Below are 17,608 nucleotides of genomic sequence, written 5' to 3'. Positions count from 1 at the left end.
ACGCGGCCTAGATCGGGGTGGCCGCCCGCAGGACGAGGAAGAGGGTGACGGCCGAGTTCGCCGAGGACAGTGCCGACACCGTCGCGCCGAAAGCCGCGCCCCAGGCCGCGCACCCGACGGCGGTGAAGAGCGAGGGCCAGGCGCGGCCCGCCGGGGCCGGTCGCAGCAGGGCCGCGACCCGGCGGGGCACCGGTCCGGCGCCGGTGACCGCGGGGAGCAGCGCGGTGGTCGCGGGCGGGGCCAGCAGGGCGGCCGTGCCGATCGCGCGGGCCACGCAGCGGCGGCTGCCGACCGCCGCCGCGGCCTCCTCGTCGGCCCAGCGTTCGGCGGTGTACGCGACGGCGGTACGGAGCGGGCGCAAGAACGGGTGGGCGCGGGCCGCGAGCTGGACCGTCAGGAGGTGCCGGTGGTGACGCCCCGCCAGGTGGGCCCGCTCGTGGGCGAAGAGGGCCCTGCGTTCGCGGGAGGTCAGCGCGGCGAGCATGCCGGTGCTGACGACGACCCGGCCACGCCGGCGGCCGGGCAGCGCGTACGCGTAGGGGGCGCCGTCCGGCAGGACGGTCACGGAGGTCCGGGGCAGACCGGCGAGCGCGTCCTCGGCCCGTCGGCGTGCCCGCACCTGGCGCCGGGCCGCCGCGCCGCACGAGGCGAGGACGGCGAGCAGGGCCGGGATCGCCGCCCGGCCGGCCACCTCGTCGTACGGCAGGGCCGCGCGCACCTCGGGGTCCGACCAGGCGTCGGGCAGCGGGTTGCCGGGCAGCTGGGCCGTGCCGACGATCATGAGCAGCACGAGACACAGGGTGCTGCACACGGCGAGGACGCCGGCGACGGCGGAGAGGAGCCGCGTCGCGGTACGGGGATGGAGCCGGCTCTCGGCGAGGCGGGCGATGGGCCAGGCGGTGAGCGGAAGGACGAGCGGAAGGAAGACGAACACTCCCATGGCTGCTGCTACCGGTCTCCCTCGGCGAATCCCGCGGAGTCCCCGAGAGGTCCGTCGGACTCGCCGGGCTCCGCGGAGAGGAGTGCGCGCAGGAGCAGCTCGTCGTTCGGTGAGAGCGCGGTGACGAAGCTGGCGAGCACGGCCTGACGGTCCGCCTCGGCGTCCAGCACCTTGCGCATCCGCAGCGCGGCGAGCCCCGCCTCGTCGGCCACGGCGGTCCAGACGAAGGAGCGCCCCGCCCGCTCGCGCTCGACGGCACCCTTGCCGTGCAGCCGGGTCAGGATCGTGATCACGGTGGTGTAGGCGAGGTCGCCGCCGAGGCGCTCCTGCACCCACGCCACGGGCACCGGTTCGGCGGCGCCTTTGAGCACGGAGAGGACGTGCGCCTCCAGCTTTCCCTGGCCGCGTCTGCGCGGCGAGGGCGCCGCCGCGCTCCCGCTCCGGTCCGTCATGCCACCGCCCTCCCTCCGGTCCCGTACTCGTCAGTCGTCACGCGTCCACCCGACCCGGACGGCAGTCCATCGTACGACCGGCTTGCCGCAGGTCAGAAGACGGAGAGCCCCGTGATGGTGGTGAAGCGGTCCAGGGCGGCGACGCCGGCGACCGAGTTCCCGCGCTCGTCGAGGCCGGGGCTCCAGACGCAGAGGGTGCAGCGGCCTGGGACGACGGCGATGATGGCGCCGCCCACCCCGCTCTTGCCGGGGAGCCCCACCCGGAGGGCGAAGTCGCCCGCCGCGTCGTAGGTGCCGCAGGTCATCATCACGGCGTTGACCTGCTTGGCCTGGCTGCGGGTGAGCAGGCGGGTGCCGTCGGCGCGGATGCCGTGCCGGGCGAGGAAGCCGGTGGCAACGGCGAGGTCGGCGCAGGACGCCTCGATCGAGCACTGCCGGAAGTACTCGCGGAGCAGGGTCGGGACGGGCGTGGTGATGTTGCCGTACGAGGCCATGAAGTGGGCGAGGGCCGCGTTGCGGTCGCCGTGGGCGGTCTCCGAGGCGACCACGTCCCGGTTGAAGTCGAGGTCCTGGTTGGCGGACTCGGCGCGCAGGAAGTCGCGGAGACTGCCGGAGGCGTCGCCGGTCATCCGGTGCAGCCGGTCGGTGACGACGAGGGCGCCGGCGTTGATGAACGGGTTCCGGGGGATGCCGTGCTCGTACTCCAGCTGGACGAGCGAGTTGAAGGGGTTGCCGGAGGGTTCGCGGCCGACGTGCTCCCAGAGGCTGTCGCCTTCGCGGGCGAGGTCGAGAGCCAGGGTGAACACCTTGGTGACGGACTGGGTGGAGAAGGGCTGCTGCCACTCCCCCACCCCGTACACCGAGCCGTCGAGCTCCGCCACGGCCATGCCGAAGCGGTTCGGGTCGACGGCGGCGAGGGCCGGGATGTAGTCGGCGGGGCGGCCCCGGCCGGCGAGGCCCTCGATCTCCTCGCCGATGCGTTCGAGTACGGGTAGGAAGGACTGCACCATGAGCGCATTGTGCCCGGCCGCGCCCGGCTCAGCTCTCCGCCGTGTCGGGGACGCCGGTCTCCGGCATCTCGTCGAGCGCGTACGGGTGCACGTACCGCGCGTCGTCGAAGGGCGTGAACCACGTGCCGAAGCCGAGTGCCGCCACGCCGCCCTCGCCGGCGCCGCTCTCCCCTGCGTCCTGGAGCCACGCGAAGTCCATGTCCTCGTAGACCTCCCCGGCGAAGCGTCCGAGGGCGGCCGCGACCTCGTCGTCCAGGAGTCCGTGCAGGTCGAGGGTGACGTGGGCCTGTTCGAGGAGGAGCTTCAGGACGAGCTCCTCGGCGAGGCAGCCGAGCCGTCGGAAGCTGCCGTCGGTGAACCGGGTGGTGAGGGCGATCGCGGTCACCAGGAAGCGGCGCGCGAAGAGTTCGTTGTACTGCGAGGCGTGGCGTGAGGGCAGTTGGTCGAGGTGCCACAGGTGCCCCTGGCACTCGGCGACGGTGGTGTCCTCCTCGGCGAGGGCCTGGACGTCGTCGTACAGCTCGTCGATGAGGACCTCGGCGCCGTACACCAGGGAGCCGGCGGCGAGTTCGGCGCTCTCGGGAGTGACGCCGGAGGGCCCGTCCGCCTCCTCCTCCCCCGCCGCCGCACCTTCCGCCTCGGCCGCCTCGGCCGCCTCGGCCGGGACACCGAAGGTGGCCGGGGTGAAGGAGCGCAGGCGGGTCGCCAGGGCGCGGAACGCGGCTTCGTGGTCCTGCGCCTCCCCGTCCGCCTCGTCGGCGGCGTCGGGCTTCGCCGTGTGGTGGGCCCGGCGCGCCTGTGGGTCGCTGGGCGGGGCGCCGGGCCCGTCGGCGGCTTCGAGGCTCTCGCGCGCCGCGTCGGTGTGCAGTTGCACCTCGCTGCTCTCGACCGTCCACTCGGCCAGCAGCTCCGAGCGTTCCAGGACTTCCTCGCTGACGGAGCCGACGGCCTCCTCGGCGAACTCCAGCGACGGTGCCGCGACCAGCACCTTCAGGATCGCCCCGCCCGGATGGACCGCCACGGCGACGTCGAAGAGATCCATCTCCATGCCGTCGGCGCCTTCGATACCGGCCACCGACGCGAAGCCCTGTTCCAGCAGTGCGGAGGCTCCCACGCGGTGGAGCCCGTCCAGCTCCGGAGCACCCTCCGGAATGCGTATTTCCACGGTTACGACATAGGTCACGGACGAAAGCGTGCCAGGCCGGGGCGGGTGGACGCGGGTGTTCGCCGAAGCTTTTCGCGTACGGCGGGAGCCGGCGCCCCCCGAAGGGGACACCGGCTCCCGGTGTGGGCTGGGGTCAGCCGACGAGCTCGGACTTCTCCGCGCCCGCCTCGCCCGCCTCATCTGCCGCGCCCGCCTCGGCCGCCGCGCCTGCCGCGTCTCCCTCGTCTCCGGCGGCGGCCTTCTTGCCGTCCCGCATGACCAGGGTGGCGAGGGCGGCCGCCGCGAGGACACCGATCGCGCTGATCGTGAAGGTGGTGGACATCGAGGTGGTGAAGGCCTCGTGGGCCGATTCGATCATCGCGGGGTCGCCCTTGGCGGCGGCCAGCGCCCCGCCGATCGACTGCTTGGCCTCCTCGGAGGCGTCGGCCGGCATCTCACGGGAGAAGGTGCTGGTGAGGAGCGAGCCGAGGATCGCGATGCCGAGCGCGGTGCCGGCCTGCTGGATGGTGTCGTTCAGCGCGGAGCCGACACCCGCCTTCTCCTCGGGGATGGTGCTCATCAGGGCGCCGACGGCGGCCGGCATGGCGAGGCCGGCGCCGAGGCCGAGCAGGCCCAGGGCGATGGCCGGGACGGTGAAGCCGGAGGCGGCGTCGACCGTGGTCAGCAGGGCGAAGGAGCCAGCCATGACGAGCATGCCCGCCAGGATCAGGACGCGGTTGCCGACCTTGGCCGCGAGTCCGGCTCCGGCGCCGTTGCCGATGAGGGCGGCGACGGCGAGCGGGACGAAGGCGAGGCCCGCCTTGACCGGCGAGTAGCCGAGGACGAACTGCAGGTACTGGGTGAGGACGAGGAGCAGGCCGCCGTTGCCGATCTGGACGAGGGTCAGCGAGAGCGAACCGCCGCTGAAGTTGCGGTGCTTGAAGAGGACGAGCGGCACCATCGGCTCGGGGGTGACGTTCTCCCAGATCACGAAGCCGACGAGGCAGACGACCGCGACGGCCAGGGTGACGAGGGAGCGGCCTTCGAAGGCGCCGTGCTGCGGGATCTCGATGATCCACCAGATCAGCGCGGTCATGCCGACGGCGGAGAGGATCGCGCCGAGCGGGTCGGGCTTCTGCCAGGGGCCCTTCGACTCCGGCATGAGGGTGAGGGCGGCGACGACGGCGAGGACGACGACCGGGACATTGATGAAGAAGATCGACTGCCACGAGAACCGGTCGATCAGGACGCCGCCGAGGACCGGGCTGCCGACGAGGCCGAGCATCGACACGGAGCCCCAGGCCGCCATCGCCTTGGGCCGCTCGTCCTCGTCGAAGACCGTGATGAGGATGGAGAGCGTCGAGGGCATGATCAGCGCGCCGCCGACACCCATCGCGGTCCGCGCGGCGATGACCTCGCCGGGGCTGGTGCAGAACGTCGCGGCCAGTGATGCCGCGCCGAAGAGCAGCAGGCCGATGATCATGATCTTCCGTCGGCCGAACCGGTCACCGAGACTTCCGGAGGTGAGGAGGAGTCCCGCGAAGACGAGGATGTAGGAGTCCAGGATCCACTGGATGTCCTGGGCGCTCGCGCCGATGTCCTCGGTCATCGCGGGGACCGCGACGGTCAGCGCCATGCTGTCGACCACCAGGACCAGGGTGCTGAGGCACAGCACGACCAGGATCCACCAGCGGCGCGGGTTGCGGCTTTCCATGGGACTTCCCCCTCGACTTTCGTCTTTCGCTTGCCGTTCCTTCGTTGCGAACACTGTACGCAGACGCGCACAGTGTTCGCAACCCATTGCACCTGTACGCTGGACGCGAACGCCGTACGCCGCGAAGGAGGACCCGCCCATGGCCACCAAGGCGAACCCCGTCCCGTCCGTGTGGACGCGACAGCAGCCCGCGCCCGATCAGCCCGCTCTCAGCCGGACCGCGATCGTCCGCGAGGCGATCGTCATGCTGGACACCGACGGCATCGAGGCGCTGAGCATGCGCAAGCTCGGCGCCCGTCTCCACGCCGGCGCCGCCTCGCTCTACCGCCATGTCGCGACCAAGGACGAGCTCATGGAGCTCGCCGTGGACGAGGTCGCCGCCGAGATCGCCGTCCCTCCGGCCGAAGCCGCCCGTGGCGGAGCCGGCTGGCGCACCGCCGCGACCGAGGCCGCGGGCTCCTTCCGTGCGACGGCCCTGCGCCACCCCTGGCTCTCGTCCGTCCTCGGCCAGGCGGGTCTCGCGTATCTGGGCCCGAACCTGATGGCGTACTCGGAGCGGCTCGCCGCCCTGTTCGCGGCGGCCGGGTTCCCGGAGCCGAGCCGGGCGATCGACACCCTCCTCTCGTACGTCATCGGGATGAGCACGACGGAGGCCGCCTGGCTCACCACGGTCGCCCGCTCCGGCGAGAGCGAGGCCGACTTCATCGCCCGTCTGATGCCCGCCGCCCAGCAGGCCGCGGCCGGCCACGACCACCTCACCGAGGCGTACGCCGACTCCGCCGTCCACGCGGTCGTCGACCCCGTCGCCATCCGCGACGAGAAGTTCGCCTACGGCCTGGACGTCGTCCTCGACGGCCTGGAGATGCGCCTCCCCCGATAGGCCTTACGGAGCCGGGGCGGCCTCCCCGCGCGGCCAGCGGCGGTGCAGTTCGTCGATGCGGAAGTCGTGCGCGTGGCGGCCGCCGCCGCCGACCTCCGCGAGGTGGGGGTGGCCGGCCGGGAGTTCGGGGTGGGCGTGTGCCGGCGCGGTCGGGTCCGTACGCGGCCACAGGCGGGTGGCGGCCAGGGCGCCGAGCAGGGCGACCCCGGCGAGCACGGCCGCCGAGACCATGAGCCCGGCACGCGCGGCGAGCCAGCCGGCGAGGGGATAGGTCAGCAGCCAGCAGGCGTGCGAGAGGGAGAAGCGGGCGGCAAAGGCGGCCGGCAGATCGGCGCTCCGGGCGGAGCGGCGCAGCAGCCTGCCGCCGGGCGTCAGGATCGCCGAGGTCGCCGCGCCGAGCACCAGCCAGACCGCGAGCAGCCCGGGCCAGGACCATGCCCCCGGCGTGAGCGCGAGTCCGACCGCGAGCAACCCGAGGGCGCCGGCCAGGACGAAGGCGGCGCGCAGCATGAGCGCCCGTTCACCCCCTGGGTCGGGCAGGCGGCGCGGCGCGCCCGCCCGTTCGGCGGGCCGGCGGTCCAGCGCCCGTGGGAGCAGGAGCGCGACCGCCATCGAGCCCGCTCCGTACGCGCCGAGGGCGAGCGGGACGTCTCCGGGGGTGCGGCCGAGGGTGTCGCGGACCAGGACCACCGTGTTGACGAGCACCGTCGCGCCCGCCGCCGCCACCGCGACGTCCAGGGCGAGCAGGGCCCTCAGACGCGGAGTGCCGAGGAGGATCCGCGTACCGAAGGCCGCCCTGGCGCGGAGGCCTCCCGCGCGTGCGGCGGGTGCGGGTGCGGGCAGGGCGGTCGCGCGGACGAGGATGCCCGAGGCCAGGAACCCGGCGGCGGTGCCGGTGAAGAGCCGGTCGTACGGGACGACGGTGAGCAGCGCGGCGGCGAGCACCGGGCTGAGCAGGCTCTCCAGGTCGTAGGCGAGCCGGGAGAGGGAGAGCGCCCGCGTGTAGTCGCGCTCTTCGGGCAGCACTTCGGGGATCGTCGCCTGGAAGGTCGGCGTGAAGGCGGCGGAGGCAGTCTGGAGCAGGAGGATCAGGACGTAGATCTGCCACACCTGGGTGACGAACGGCAGGGACAGGGCGACCCCGGCCCGGAGGAGGTCCATGGTGACGAGCAGATTCCGGCGGGGCAGCCGGTCGGCGAGGGCGCCGACGACCGGGCCCATGCCGACGTACGCGGCCATCTTGATCGCGAGGGCGGTGCCGAGCACGGCGGAGGCGTTCGCTCCGGCGAGGTCGTAGGCGAGGAGGCTCAGCGCCACGGTCGCGAGGCCGGTGCCGGCCAGGGCGACGACCTGGGCGGTGAAGAGGCGCCGGTAGGTGCGGTTGCGCAGCACGGACAGCATGGGGATGCCCCCGGTCGGCCAGGGCGGTCGGCGGACCCCCTCACCGTAACCGATACGTGCATAGGTGCGCACACGTTGACGCCAGGGGCGCTCAGTCGTGCCAGGGCTCGCCGCTCACCACGTGGTCCGCGCGACTGATCGCCTCGACGACCAGCCGCTTCAGGTGCCCGTCGGGCATCGCGTACACGACCCGCCGCCCGTCCTTGCGGGACTGCACGAGGCCGCCGAGGCGCAGTTTGGCCAGGTGCTGGCTGACGGCCGGGCGCGCCGCCCCGCACGCCTCGGTCAGGGCGCTGACGTCGGCCTCTCCGCGGGTGAGCAGCCACAGCAGGTGGAGCCGGGTGGGGTCGGCGAGGAGCGCGAACACCTCCGCCGCCGCGGCGAGTTCCCGCGCTCCCGGTGTCCGCTCGTGCGGACGCGGACGCGGACGCGACACGGCGGCCGCCTCGGCATCCGCCGCGGGATCCGTCGTGGGGCCGTCGGGACCTGCGGCGTCTGCCGGATCTGCGCGCTCGGACATGGGGCCATCGTAGGCAGACCGGCCCACGGCTCGGCCCTCGCGCCCGCCGCCGAGGATCACCCCTCGTGCCCGACGCCGCGGCTCGGCCCTCGCGCCCGACGGAGGGTCACCCCTCGTATCCGACGCCGAGGCTCAACCCTCGTGCCGACCGAGGATCACTCCTCTCACCCGCCACCGCGGCTCAGCCCCGTGCCCGCCCACGATTCAACCCTCGCACCCGGACTCGGCGGGCGTCGGGAGCGTTCCCAGGAAGCGGATGTGGGGGCGGTCTCCGGGCGTCGGCCGGGTCACCGTGGCGCGTACCCGGTACACCTCGGCGATGAGCTCCTCCGTCAGGACCTCGTGCGGGGTGCCCCGGGCCACCACGCGACCCTCCGCGAGGACGACGAGCCGGTCGCAGTACAGCGCCGCGAGGTTCAGGTCGTGCAGGGCGACGACGGCGGTCAGGCGGAGCCCGGCGACCAGGGTCAGGAGGTCGAGCTGGTGCTGGATGTCGAGGTGGTTGGTGGGTTCGTCGAGCAGGAGTTCGCGCGGTTCCTGGGCGAGGGCGCGGGCGATCTGGACCCGCTGCCGTTCCCCGCCCGAGAGCGTCCGCCAGGAGCGGTGCGCCTTGTCGGCGAGGCCGGTGCGGGCGAGGGCGGAGCGGACGGCGGCCTCGTCCGCCGCCGACGCGGGGGTCCAGGCCCTCCGGTGCGGGACGCGGCCCAGCCGGACGGCGTCGAGGACGGTCAGGTCGACCTGGGTGTCGGCCTGCTGCTCGACCGCGGCGAGGCGCCGCGCGACCGTGCGGCGGCCGAGGCCGTCGAGGGGATCGCCGTCGAGGGTGACGACGCCGCTGTCGGGGGCGAGGACGCCGGCGAGGAGGCGCAGGAGCGTCGACTTCCCCGATCCGTTGGGGCCGAGCAGGCCGGTGACGGTGCCGGGACGCGGGGCGAGGCTGACGCCGTCGAGGACGGGGGTGCCACCGACGGTGCGCGAGACCCGGTCGGCGCGGAGCCCCGCGCCGCCGCACGCGTCGGTGGTCGTGGTCATCGCGCACCCCTCGTGCGGTAGAGGACGATGACGAAGCCCGGTACGCCGATCAGCGAGGTCACCACGCCCACCGGAACCTCCTGGGGATCGAGCACCGTACGGGCGAGGGTGTCCGCCCAGACGAGGAAGACCGCTCCCGCGAGCGCCGTGACCGGCAACAGCCGGGCGTGCCCGGGACCGACGAGCGCGCGGGCCGCGTGCGGCAGGACGAGACCGACGAAGCCGATCACGCCGGCCGCGGAGACCAGAGCGGCCGTCAGGAGGGCGGTGACGCACAGGAGGACCGTCCGGGCGCGGGTGACGGCGACGCCCAGTGACGCGGCGGCGTCCTCGCCGAAGGCGAAGGCGTCCAGCGTCCGCGCGTACCCGCCGCAGATCAGCAGGGCCGCCACGAGCACCGCGAAACACACCCGCACCTCGTCCCAGCCGACCCCGCCGAGCGAGCCGAGCAGCCAGAACAGCACGCCGCGGGTGGTCTCCGCGTCCGCGGCCGTCATGACGACGAAGGAGGTCAGCGCGGAGAAGAGCTGCATCGCCGCGACCCCGGCGAGGACCACGCGGTCCGGCGAACCGCCGAGGGTGTGGCTGAGCAGCAGCACGAGCGCGAAGGAGCAGACCGCCCCGAGGAACGCGCCGCCGGTGACGGAGAGCACTCCCCCGCCGACGCCGAGGACGACGACCAGGACGGCGCCGGTCGAGGCTCCCGAGGAGACGCCGAGGACGAAGGGATCGGCGAGCGGGTTACGCAGGAGCGACTGCATCACCGCCCCGCACACGGCGAGTCCGGCGCCGCACACGGCCGCGAGGAGGGTGCGGGGCAGGCGCAGGTTCCAGACGATCCCGTCCCGGATCGGGGACAGTTCCGAGGCGCCGCCGGCCAGGTGGGCGACGACGACGGACCGCACCTCGCCGACACGGATGTCCGCCGGCCCGATGGTGATCGCCACGGCGACCGACGCGCAGAGGAAGGCGAACCCTGCCAGGGCCCACGCCAGGGCCCGGCCGCCGCGCCGCGCTGTGGCCGACCGGGTGGGAGGACGGGGAGCGGCGGGCCTGACGGGGCGGGTGAGGCGCGCGAGGGTCACTTGGCGAGCCCGTACGAGCGGAGCGCGGCCGCCACCTTCTCCACGCCCTCGACCGTACGGATCGTGGGGTTCATCGCCTGGCCGCTGAGCAACACGTACCGCTTCTTCCTCACCGCCGTCATGTTCCTGGTGACCGGGTCGGACTCCAGGAAAGCGATCTTCTTCGCGGCGCTCTCGGCCGACTGGGAACGGCGGGTCAGATCGCCGATCACGAGCACGTCCGGGTCGCGGTCCGCGACGGTCTCCCAGTTGATCTGGGGCCACTCCTCGCGCGTGTCGTCGAAGACGTTCTTCGCGCCGAGCGCACGGGTCACGATGCCCGGGGCGCCGCAACAGCCCGCCATGTAGGGGGACTCGGCGTTGGCGAACCAGTAGAGGACCGTGACGTCCTCGAAGTCGCCGGACGAAGTCGCCTTCGCCACCCGGCCCTTGAGTTCGGCGACGAGCTTCTCGCCTCGCTCTGGCACCCCGAACACCCGGGCCAGGTCACGGATCTCGCCGTGGACGGTCTCCATCGTGAGCGGCCGGGTGCGGACACCGTCGCCGTCACCGCTGTTGTCCTTGTCGGCGCAGTCGGTCGGCGAGAGGTAGGTGGGGACGCCCAGCTTCGCGAACTGTTCGCGGGGCGCGACGCCGCCCTTGCCGAGCGTGTACGCGAACGAGGCGGCGGCGAAGTCGGGTTCGGTGTCGAGCACCTTCTCGAAGGAGGGGTAGCGGTCGGCGAGGCGCGGCACCTTCGCGTTCTGCGCCTCAAGTCCCTTGAGGACGGGGTCGGTCCAGGTCCCGGTGCCGACCATCCGGTCGGCCAGGACGAGGGAGAGCATGATCTCGGCGGCCCCCTGGTCGAGGGCGACGGCCCGCCGGGGCGGGCGGTCGATCCGTACGCGCTCTCCGCAGTTGTCGAGGGTCACGGGGTAGTCGGAGCCCGCACCGTCGGCGGGGCTCTTCGCCGAGGGCGTCGTGGCGGGTCCGCCGCCACAGCCCGTCGCGGTCACGAGCAGGGTCAGGGTGCCGGCGAGAAACAGCGCGGCGGAACGGACGGGGTGTGCGAGCGGCACGGAGCATTCCTCTGCGTCCACGGCTCATACGCGGAGCCTGTCGTACGGTGCTCCCCGGTCGACGGCGTGACGCCGGGGCCGCCAGCAGGTCTTCGGACTCGGGGTCATCCGGACGGGGCGCCTTCCCGGGCCTGTCCCGCCGCCCAGTGGCCGATGCTCCGCCCGTCGCCCTCACCGCTGCGCGTCAGCTCCGGATTCCCACCGGATTCCCTGACCCGTACGCTCGCCCGTTCGGGTGAGCGCATAGGTGCGACTGGCCTCGGCACAGTACCACCGGGGACCCGTCGCACCTCCGGCCGTGGGCCGGGTCAGAGACGCAGCTCCTTCGCCTCGAAGCGGCCGTCACCGAGAACGAGGGCGAAAGTGACCTGCTGGCCCTCGGAGACCGCCTGCACCTCTCCCTCGATGTCCGCCGCGCTGAAGTACACCTGCTCATCGGAGCCCACCGGGACGACGAAGCCGTACCCGCCGAGACGATTGAAGGACTGCACGAACCCTTTGCTTCTGCCTTCCACGGCGGCCTCCCTGTCGTCACCGGCGAAGTGCCTCTCAGGGGAGATCTACCCCGTCGGCCCGCACTTCGCCCGTCAGGGGGACACCCGCGGGTGTTCCCTGCGGTCAGCTCGCCGGCCCCGATGTGCGGGCCACCTCCACAGTCTCGTACAATCTTCAACAGAGGTCCGGTGCCGGAGATCCCCCGTGTCCGTCACCGGGCCTCGCCGACTTCCCGGCGCCTCCCCCGCCCCTGCGGTCCCGGGTCCTCCCGCTCGGTCCCGCGTCCACACGGTGCCGCGGGCCCGTGACCCGCCCGGACGGGCGGCGCCTCAGCGGGCGCCGGGGTACGCGGTCCGTGCCGTGATCCGGGCGATGCGCCGCGCCGACTCCTCCGGCGAGGCCACGGGCCGGACGATGTGGCTGACCGTGAGCCGCACGATCGTCTCGACCGCGAGACGTCGCGACTCCTCGTCCACCTCGGGCCAGGTCTCGATCGCGTACGCGTCGAGCATCGCCGTCGCCGTCCCGAAGGCCGGCTCCGGGCGGGTGGCCGGACAGGCGAGGAGCTCGTCCTCGCCACCCCGCTCGGCCACCAGGACCCCCTTGATCAGAGGGTTGTCCGCGGCCCGCTGGAGGGTGTAGCCGACCCCGGCCGCGGCCGTGGCCTCCAGTTCGCCCCGGTGGGCGTCGAGTTCGCGCTGGATGCCGCGCAGGAAGCCTTCCACCTCGCGCTGGACCAGGGCTTTGCCGATGGCGTCCTTCGAGCCGAACTCGTTGTAGAGCGTCTGGCGGCTGATCCCGGCGGCCCGCGCGATGGCGGTCATCCGCAGCCCGCCCCGGCCCTCGGCGGCGACGAGGAGGTAGGTGGCGTCGAGTACTCGCTCGCGCAGCAGGGACCGGACGCTCTCGCGTAAACGTGTCATCGTGGCCACACTTTATCCACGGGGGACGGGCCCGCCCGTCCCCGTACGGCAGGCGCCCGGCCCTGTACGGGACGGCCCCCGCCCTCTCCCGTCACCGGCTCCGGCTCCGGCTCCGGCTCCGGGTGAGCCGCCCGCCCAGGTACGTCGCGGTGACCGCGGCCTCCTCCGGGACGCGTTCCGGCGGGACGGTGTACGGGTCCCGGGTCCCGGGTCCCGGGTCCCGCTGGGTCTGCCCGAGCGCTGCGGCGGCGTCCTCCGCCGTCGGTATCCACCGACAAACCTTCCACTCGGTTTGTTCATGCCCACACCCTCGGCCCGGAACGCACCGTGGACCCTTGCGGGGGCGCATGCCGACGCCCTCCATGGGTAGGTAAATCCGACAACACCGAAGCGCCCCTGCATCCCAACGAAAGCTCGTAGAATACCAATCAGTCGGTTTGAGGTCGTCGAGTGGTACGGCGCGACGGGGCGCAATTCCGTACCGCTGCGACGCATGGTGCTACTGGAGCCGTTGGTGACCAAACAAGAGCGGGGCACACGGACCCGCGACGCGCTGATCAGGTCGGCGGCAGGAGAGTTCGACCTGCACGGCTACGCCCTGGCCACACTGTCCGCGATCAGCATGGGAGCCGGCGTCAGCCCCGGGGCGCTCCACTTCCACTTCGAGAACAAGGCGGCGATCGCCGAGGCCGTCGAGGACGCGGCCTGCACGACCCTGCGGCGGACCGCCCGGATCGCGTACGGCCACCGGTCCAACGCCCTGCAGAACCTCGCGGACACCACGCACGCGCTCGCCCGCCTGTTCCGCGAGGACATCGTCGTACGGGCGGGCTTCCGGCTCAGCTGCGCGAACGACAGCCGTACGGAGCTCAATCTGCGCCAGGAATGGCAGAGCTGCGTACAGCAACGGCTCGCGGAGGCGGCCGACGAGGGTCTCCTCGCCGCCGGCATCGGACGGCAGCAGGACCTCGCCCGCACGATCGTCGCCGCCACCGTCGGCCTGGTGACCCTGTGCCAGGACAACGCCGAGTGGCTCTCCCCCCACACCGTCACCGGTCTGTGGCGCACCCTGCTGCCGACCCTGACGGCGCCGGAGGCCCTCGCGGGCCTGGAACCGGCGGGCACCGCGGCCGTGATCAGCCGCTCGCTCGCCCCGGTCGGCTGACCGTGGCTCAGAGCGCGCTTCCTCCCGTGGCGTCCACGTACTGGCCGGTGATCCAGCGGGCGTCGTCGGAGACGAGGAACGCGACGATGTCCGCGATGTCGGCCGGCGTCCCGAGCCGGTTGAAGACCGAGTAGGCGGCGAGGGCGGCGCTCGCCTCCGGGGTCGCCCTGCGTCGCGCGTTCATGTCCGTCGCGACGAACCCGGGGGCCACGGCGTTGACCGTGATCCCCCGGGGCCCCAACTCCTTGGCGAGGGCGAGCGTCATCGTGTCGACGGCGCCCTTCGTCATCGCGTAGGTGACGGAGTCGGGGAAGGCGATCCTCGTCGCCGCCGAGGAGACGTTGATGATCCGGCCGCCGTCGCGCAGCCGGCCGAGGCCCCGCTGGATCAGGAACAGCGGGGCCTTCACGTTGATCGCGAACAACCGGTCGAAGACCTCGGTGGTCAGTTCGTGGATGCGGCCGGAGCCGCTGGCGCCCGCGTTGTTCACGAGGATGTCGAACCCGGGCTCCGCGCCGCACTCCACGAGACCGGCGTCCAGCGCCGCGTAGAAGGTGTCCGCGACGTCCGGCGCTTCGAGCTCCGCGCGGAAGGCGAAGGCCCGGCCGCCTTCCTCCTCGATGTGCTGCACCGTCGCGCGCGCGGCGTCGCCGTTGCTGCCGTAGTGCACGGCGACGAGGGCTCCGTCCCTGGCCAGCCGCTCTGCGATGCCTCTTCCGATGCCGCGGCTCGCGCCCGTGACGATCGCGGTCCTACCGGCCAACGCGGACATGTCGGTGGTGCCTTCTTTCGGTTCAGGAACGGTCGAGGAGATTCTGGTACCAGGGCACGTGGGCCGCGAACCCCGCGGTGAAACCCGGTCCCGGGTCACAGCCGAGCTCCCCCCAGGGACGGCCGTCGGCGAACCAGTGGTCGGTGGCCAGCATGGCGAGGTGGTGCCGGCCGAAAGGGTGCCCGGCGAACAGCTCGTGGGCCTCCGCGAGGTCCACCGCCGCCGCCCGGGACCGCCCCGCCCGCCCTTCCAGTAGCTCCTCGCAGGGCGCGAGCAGCTCCGCCACCGGCACCGGCTCGGGATGGTTGACGTAGTACGGGCCCGCCTCCGTCCGCGGCGAGAGCGCCGCGCCGAGCAGGGCGCCCGCCAGGCTCTCCACGTCGATCAGGGAGTGCAGCGAGGCACCGGCGTCGAGCGGGCCGGGCAGCGCCGCGAGCAGCCGGACCAGGCCAGGGATCAGCTGCCGGTCGCCCGTGCCGTACACGAGGTGGGGTCGCAGGACGGCCCCGCCCGCGTCCATGACGTACCGCTCGCCCGCCGCCCGGGTACGGCTGGTCGCCGAGCCGGGAGCCAGTGGCAGCGTGCCGGGGGCGGCCGCCCGGAAAGGACCTCGGCCGTGGACGGAGGCGGTGCTCAGGGCGACGATCCGGGTCACGCCGGCGCGTACGGCCGCGTCGACGAGGGCCCGGGTGCCGTCGTCGTTGACGCTGCGGGCCAGCTCCTCGTCCCCGCCGATCGCCGAGGCGCAGTGGATCAGCACGTCGACGCCCTCGCAGGCCCGGCGCAGCGAGTCGGCGTCCCGGAGGTCACCGGTGACGGACTCGGTCACGGGACCTCCGTCGCGCTCCTCCGTCGCGGGGGCGGGCGGCGGCAGCGGGCGGCGTACGAGCAGCCGGAGGCGGCCGATCTCCGGTCGCGCCACGGCCCGGGCCGCGACCCGCCCGCCGATGAACCCGGTCGTGCCGGTGATCAGAATGCGAGGCCCCATCGTTCCCGTTCCGTTCAACCCGCCAGGCGGCTGCCGAGGCCGCCTCCGACGACCGCCAGGTCGCGGGACGGGGAGGTCAGCTCGCACCGGAACACCTCGTTGCCGTCCTGTCGGCCGAAGACACGGACGGTGGTGGCCGGGGAAGCGGAGGCGGGCACGACCTCGGTCTCGATCCAGCACGGACTGTCGAGCTCCGCGTAGCGCGAGAAGGAGGCCTCCATGACGGTGGGCAGGAAGACGCGGCTCCCGGTCGTCATGGTCGCCGCCTGGCGGGCGGCCTCGAGGAGCACCATTCCCGGTACGTGGTCGTTCGGGCGGCGGAAGAGGGTGGTGTGCTGGGTGTTGATCCGCAGCTGCCACCGGCCGGGCCTGGTAGCCGGGGCCAGGACGACGTCCTTGGAGTTCTCGCGGCCGACGAGGTGCGGGGACACGCCCGGGATGAGCGGGACGGGCCTGCCCAGTGCGGCCATGCGCTCGCCCCGGATCCGGCGGTACGCCAGGGCCGACGTGCAGCGGGCCAGGGCGTTGCCGGTGGCGAGGTGCCGGCCGTCACGGGTGAGCACCATGGTGGTGCGCAGGTTGCGGATGCTGCCGCCGCGACGGGTCAGGTCGGAGCAGACGAGGTCGACGGTGACGTCCGAGGAGAGGCCGTCCACGGCGAGCGCCTCGGGGTCGGCGGCGTAATTGAGGCCCCACATGACGAACTGGTCGTCCACGGGTACCCCCAGTTCGGCATGAGCGACGAGCATAGTGGCCTGGCGTATCGTCTCGGCCACCAGCACGGGGTCGTGCCGGTCCCCTGCGACGGGAGAGAAGAAGGGATGTGTGGCAGGCCAGCGGGCGGATATGGAGAACCGGTTCTCCGTCAACTGTGTCCAGCCCGTGGGGATGATGTCGGCGGGGTCGGCCCGGTGAACGAACTCTCCGGGGACCTGCGTCGTAGCCCCTCGACAGTTCTGATCCATGGATCCCCCTTGCGTCCCGCGCCCCTGGGCGGTGTGTCCGCCCAACATAGAATACGTACAGCCCGGTTTTCTTTTCAATGCTTCACGTCACACGGTGAGCACAGACAGCGAGACAGCAGGAGGCGCCTTGGCGCAGCAAGCGCGTGCAATCAAGACCCGGCGGGCGATCCTGGAGTCGGCCGCCACGGTCTTCGCGGAGCGCGGCTACGAGCGGACGACCATCGGGGAAATCCTGGTGCGCGCCGGGGTGACCAAGGGAGCACTGTATTTCCACTTTGCTTCCAAGGAAGATCTCGCCCTCGGCGTCCTCGATGCCCAGATGCTCGACGAACCGCTGACCCCGCAGCCCATCAAGCTCCAGGAGCTCGCGGACCAGGCCTTCCTGCTCGCTCACCGGCTGCAGCGCGACCCGCTCGTACGGGCAAGCGTCGCACTGGCCCTGGACAGTGGCGCCACCGGAGTCGACCGGGCGGCACCGTTCAAGGCGTGGATCGACCAGGTGTCGGAGATCCTGACGGTCGCGAAGGCCAGAGGGGAGATCCTCGTCCACGTGGACGTGTCGGACACGGCCGAGCTCTTCTCGGGCGCGTACGCCGGGATCCAGACGATGTCCCAGATCCTGCGCGATCGCAACGACCTGACCCATCGGGTCTCGGTGCTGCTCCGGTACCTCCTGCCGAGCATCTGCACCCCCGCCCTGCTCACCAGCCTCGACATGACCGAGGGCCGCGCCCGGCAGCTGGCCGCGGAGTACGACGAGAGCCTGAGACGCCGTGAGGAGTTCTAGTCTCGCGTACACCCTCCGTTAACAAAACCGACCGACCGGTCCTCTGAGCGCCCCGACGTGGAACAGCGTCGGGGCGCTCTGGCGTGATGGCACTGAGTGTGTTTTGCTGAGGGTACTCAGTGCCACAAGCGTGACATCGGTGCCACAAGCGTCTAGGGGAGCTCCACATCATGGGCAAGGACTTCGACCTGTATCGGCCCTCCGAGGAGCACGACATGCTCCGGGAGTCGGTGCGTGCGCTGGCGGAGGCGAAGATCGCGCCGTTCGCGGCCGCGGT

Annotated in this window: 18 protein-coding genes and 1 riboswitch; of the genes, 3 read left to right on the top strand and 15 right to left on the bottom strand. The window is 72.8% G+C overall.

The genetic code is table 11. The features are described from left to right. Nucleotides 1-7: 7 nt before the first annotated feature. From ACFWWU_RS20645 to ACFWWU_RS20625, 5 genes are all read right to left on the bottom strand, one after another. On the bottom strand, nt 8-940 hold the full coding sequence (locus ACFWWU_RS20645) for a M56 family metallopeptidase (protein WP_384147267.1): 933 nt from the start codon (nt 938-940) through the stop codon (nt 8-10). Nucleotides 941-948: 8 nt separating this feature from the next. Continuing rightward, complete coding sequence (locus tag ACFWWU_RS20640; RefSeq protein ID WP_384147266.1) at nt 949-1,392, bottom strand: BlaI/MecI/CopY family transcriptional regulator; 444 nt, start codon at nt 1,390-1,392, stop codon at nt 949-951. A gap of 92 nt (nt 1,393-1,484) precedes the next feature. Next, a complete protein-coding gene (locus tag ACFWWU_RS20635; RefSeq protein WP_384147265.1) occupies nt 1,485-2,402 on the bottom strand; it encodes a glutaminase in 918 nt (305 codons plus the stop codon). Between the two features lie 28 nt (nt 2,403-2,430). Beyond that, nucleotides 2,431-3,585: a hypothetical protein gene (locus tag ACFWWU_RS20630; RefSeq protein WP_384147264.1), complete on the bottom strand. Its 1,155-nt coding sequence runs from the start codon at nt 3,583-3,585 to the stop codon at nt 2,431-2,433. A gap of 115 nt (nt 3,586-3,700) precedes the next feature. Continuing rightward, nucleotides 3,701-5,260 (bottom strand): MFS transporter, encoded by a 1,560-nt coding sequence (locus tag ACFWWU_RS20625; RefSeq protein WP_384147263.1) that lies wholly within the window; start codon nt 5,258-5,260, stop codon nt 3,701-3,703. A 139-nt stretch (nt 5,261-5,399) separates the two neighbouring features. Here ACFWWU_RS20625 and ACFWWU_RS20620 point away from each other — a divergent pair, with 139 nt between their 5' ends. Further along, nucleotides 5,400-6,140, top strand: coding sequence for a TetR/AcrR family transcriptional regulator (locus ACFWWU_RS20620; RefSeq protein WP_384147262.1), 741 nt, complete (start codon nt 5,400-5,402; stop codon nt 6,138-6,140). Nucleotides 6,141-6,143: 3 nt separating this feature from the next. Here ACFWWU_RS20620 and ACFWWU_RS20615 read toward each other — a convergent pair whose 3' ends face one another. From ACFWWU_RS20615 to ACFWWU_RS20585, 7 genes are all read right to left on the bottom strand, one after another. After that, entirely contained in the window at nt 6,144-7,541 is a 1,398-nt protein-coding gene (locus ACFWWU_RS20615; RefSeq protein ID WP_384147261.1) for an MFS transporter, read from the bottom strand. A gap of 91 nt (nt 7,542-7,632) precedes the next feature. Beyond that, complete coding sequence (locus tag ACFWWU_RS20610) at nt 7,633-8,061, bottom strand: ArsR/SmtB family transcription factor (protein ID WP_384147260.1); 429 nt, start codon at nt 8,059-8,061, stop codon at nt 7,633-7,635. A 204-nt stretch (nt 8,062-8,265) separates the two neighbouring features. Further along, entirely contained in the window at nt 8,266-9,093 is an 828-nt protein-coding gene (locus ACFWWU_RS20605; protein WP_384147259.1) for an ABC transporter ATP-binding protein, read from the bottom strand. Further along, nucleotides 9,090-10,178: a FecCD family ABC transporter permease gene (locus ACFWWU_RS20600; protein ID WP_384147258.1), complete on the bottom strand. Its 1,089-nt coding sequence runs from the start codon at nt 10,176-10,178 to the stop codon at nt 9,090-9,092. Before ACFWWU_RS20600 ends, ACFWWU_RS20605 begins: the two co-directional genes overlap by 4 nt. Then, nucleotides 10,175-11,236, bottom strand: coding sequence for an ABC transporter substrate-binding protein (locus tag ACFWWU_RS20595; protein WP_384147257.1), 1,062 nt, complete (start codon nt 11,234-11,236; stop codon nt 10,175-10,177). The genes ACFWWU_RS20600 and ACFWWU_RS20595 overlap by 4 nt, the downstream gene beginning before the upstream one ends. An 86-nt stretch (nt 11,237-11,322) precedes the next feature. Next, nucleotides 11,323-11,448: riboswitch (cobalamin riboswitch) on the bottom strand. A 96-nt stretch (nt 11,449-11,544) separates the two neighbouring features. Further along, nucleotides 11,545-11,727 carry a cold shock domain-containing protein gene (locus tag ACFWWU_RS20590; protein WP_384147256.1) on the bottom strand — a complete coding sequence of 61 codons (183 nt, stop codon included), beginning with the start codon at nt 11,725-11,727 and terminating at the stop codon, nt 11,545-11,547. Between the two features lie 333 nt (nt 11,728-12,060). Next, on the bottom strand, nt 12,061-12,654 hold the full coding sequence (locus ACFWWU_RS20585; RefSeq protein WP_384147255.1) for a TetR/AcrR family transcriptional regulator: 594 nt from the start codon (nt 12,652-12,654) through the stop codon (nt 12,061-12,063). Nucleotides 12,655-13,168: 514 nt separating this feature from the next. Between ACFWWU_RS20585 and ACFWWU_RS20580 the strand changes: the two genes are divergently transcribed. Then, entirely contained in the window at nt 13,169-13,819 is a 651-nt protein-coding gene (locus ACFWWU_RS20580) for a ScbR family autoregulator-binding transcription factor (protein ID WP_384147254.1), read from the top strand. Nucleotides 13,820-13,826: 7 nt separating this feature from the next. Here the strand turns inward: ACFWWU_RS20580 and ACFWWU_RS20575 are convergent, their stop codons facing one another. The 3 genes from ACFWWU_RS20575 to ACFWWU_RS20565 are packed head-to-tail and all read right to left on the bottom strand — an operon-like array spanning nt 13,827 to nt 16,544. Beyond that, complete coding sequence (locus ACFWWU_RS20575) at nt 13,827-14,591, bottom strand: SDR family oxidoreductase (protein WP_384147253.1); 765 nt, start codon at nt 14,589-14,591, stop codon at nt 13,827-13,829. 22 nt (nt 14,592-14,613) lie between these two features. Beyond that, a complete protein-coding gene (locus ACFWWU_RS20570) occupies nt 14,614-15,579 on the bottom strand; it encodes an NAD-dependent epimerase/dehydratase family protein (RefSeq protein WP_384147252.1) in 966 nt (321 codons plus the stop codon). Between the two features lie 14 nt (nt 15,580-15,593). Further along, a complete protein-coding gene (locus ACFWWU_RS20565; RefSeq protein ID WP_384147251.1) occupies nt 15,594-16,544 on the bottom strand; it encodes a ScbA/BarX family gamma-butyrolactone biosynthesis protein in 951 nt (316 codons plus the stop codon). A 127-nt stretch (nt 16,545-16,671) separates the two neighbouring features. Here ACFWWU_RS20565 and ACFWWU_RS20560 point away from each other — a divergent pair, with 127 nt between their 5' ends. Continuing rightward, complete coding sequence (locus ACFWWU_RS20560; RefSeq protein ID WP_384147250.1) at nt 16,672-17,331, top strand: ScbR family autoregulator-binding transcription factor; 660 nt, start codon at nt 16,672-16,674, stop codon at nt 17,329-17,331. Nucleotides 17,332-17,608: the final 277 nt, after the last annotated feature.

It is taken from the genome of Streptomyces sp. NPDC058650, assembly GCF_042717315.1.
GTDB lineage: Bacteria > Actinomycetota > Actinomycetes > Streptomycetales > Streptomycetaceae > Streptomyces.
This window is presented reverse-complemented; position numbering and strand designations above follow the sequence as displayed.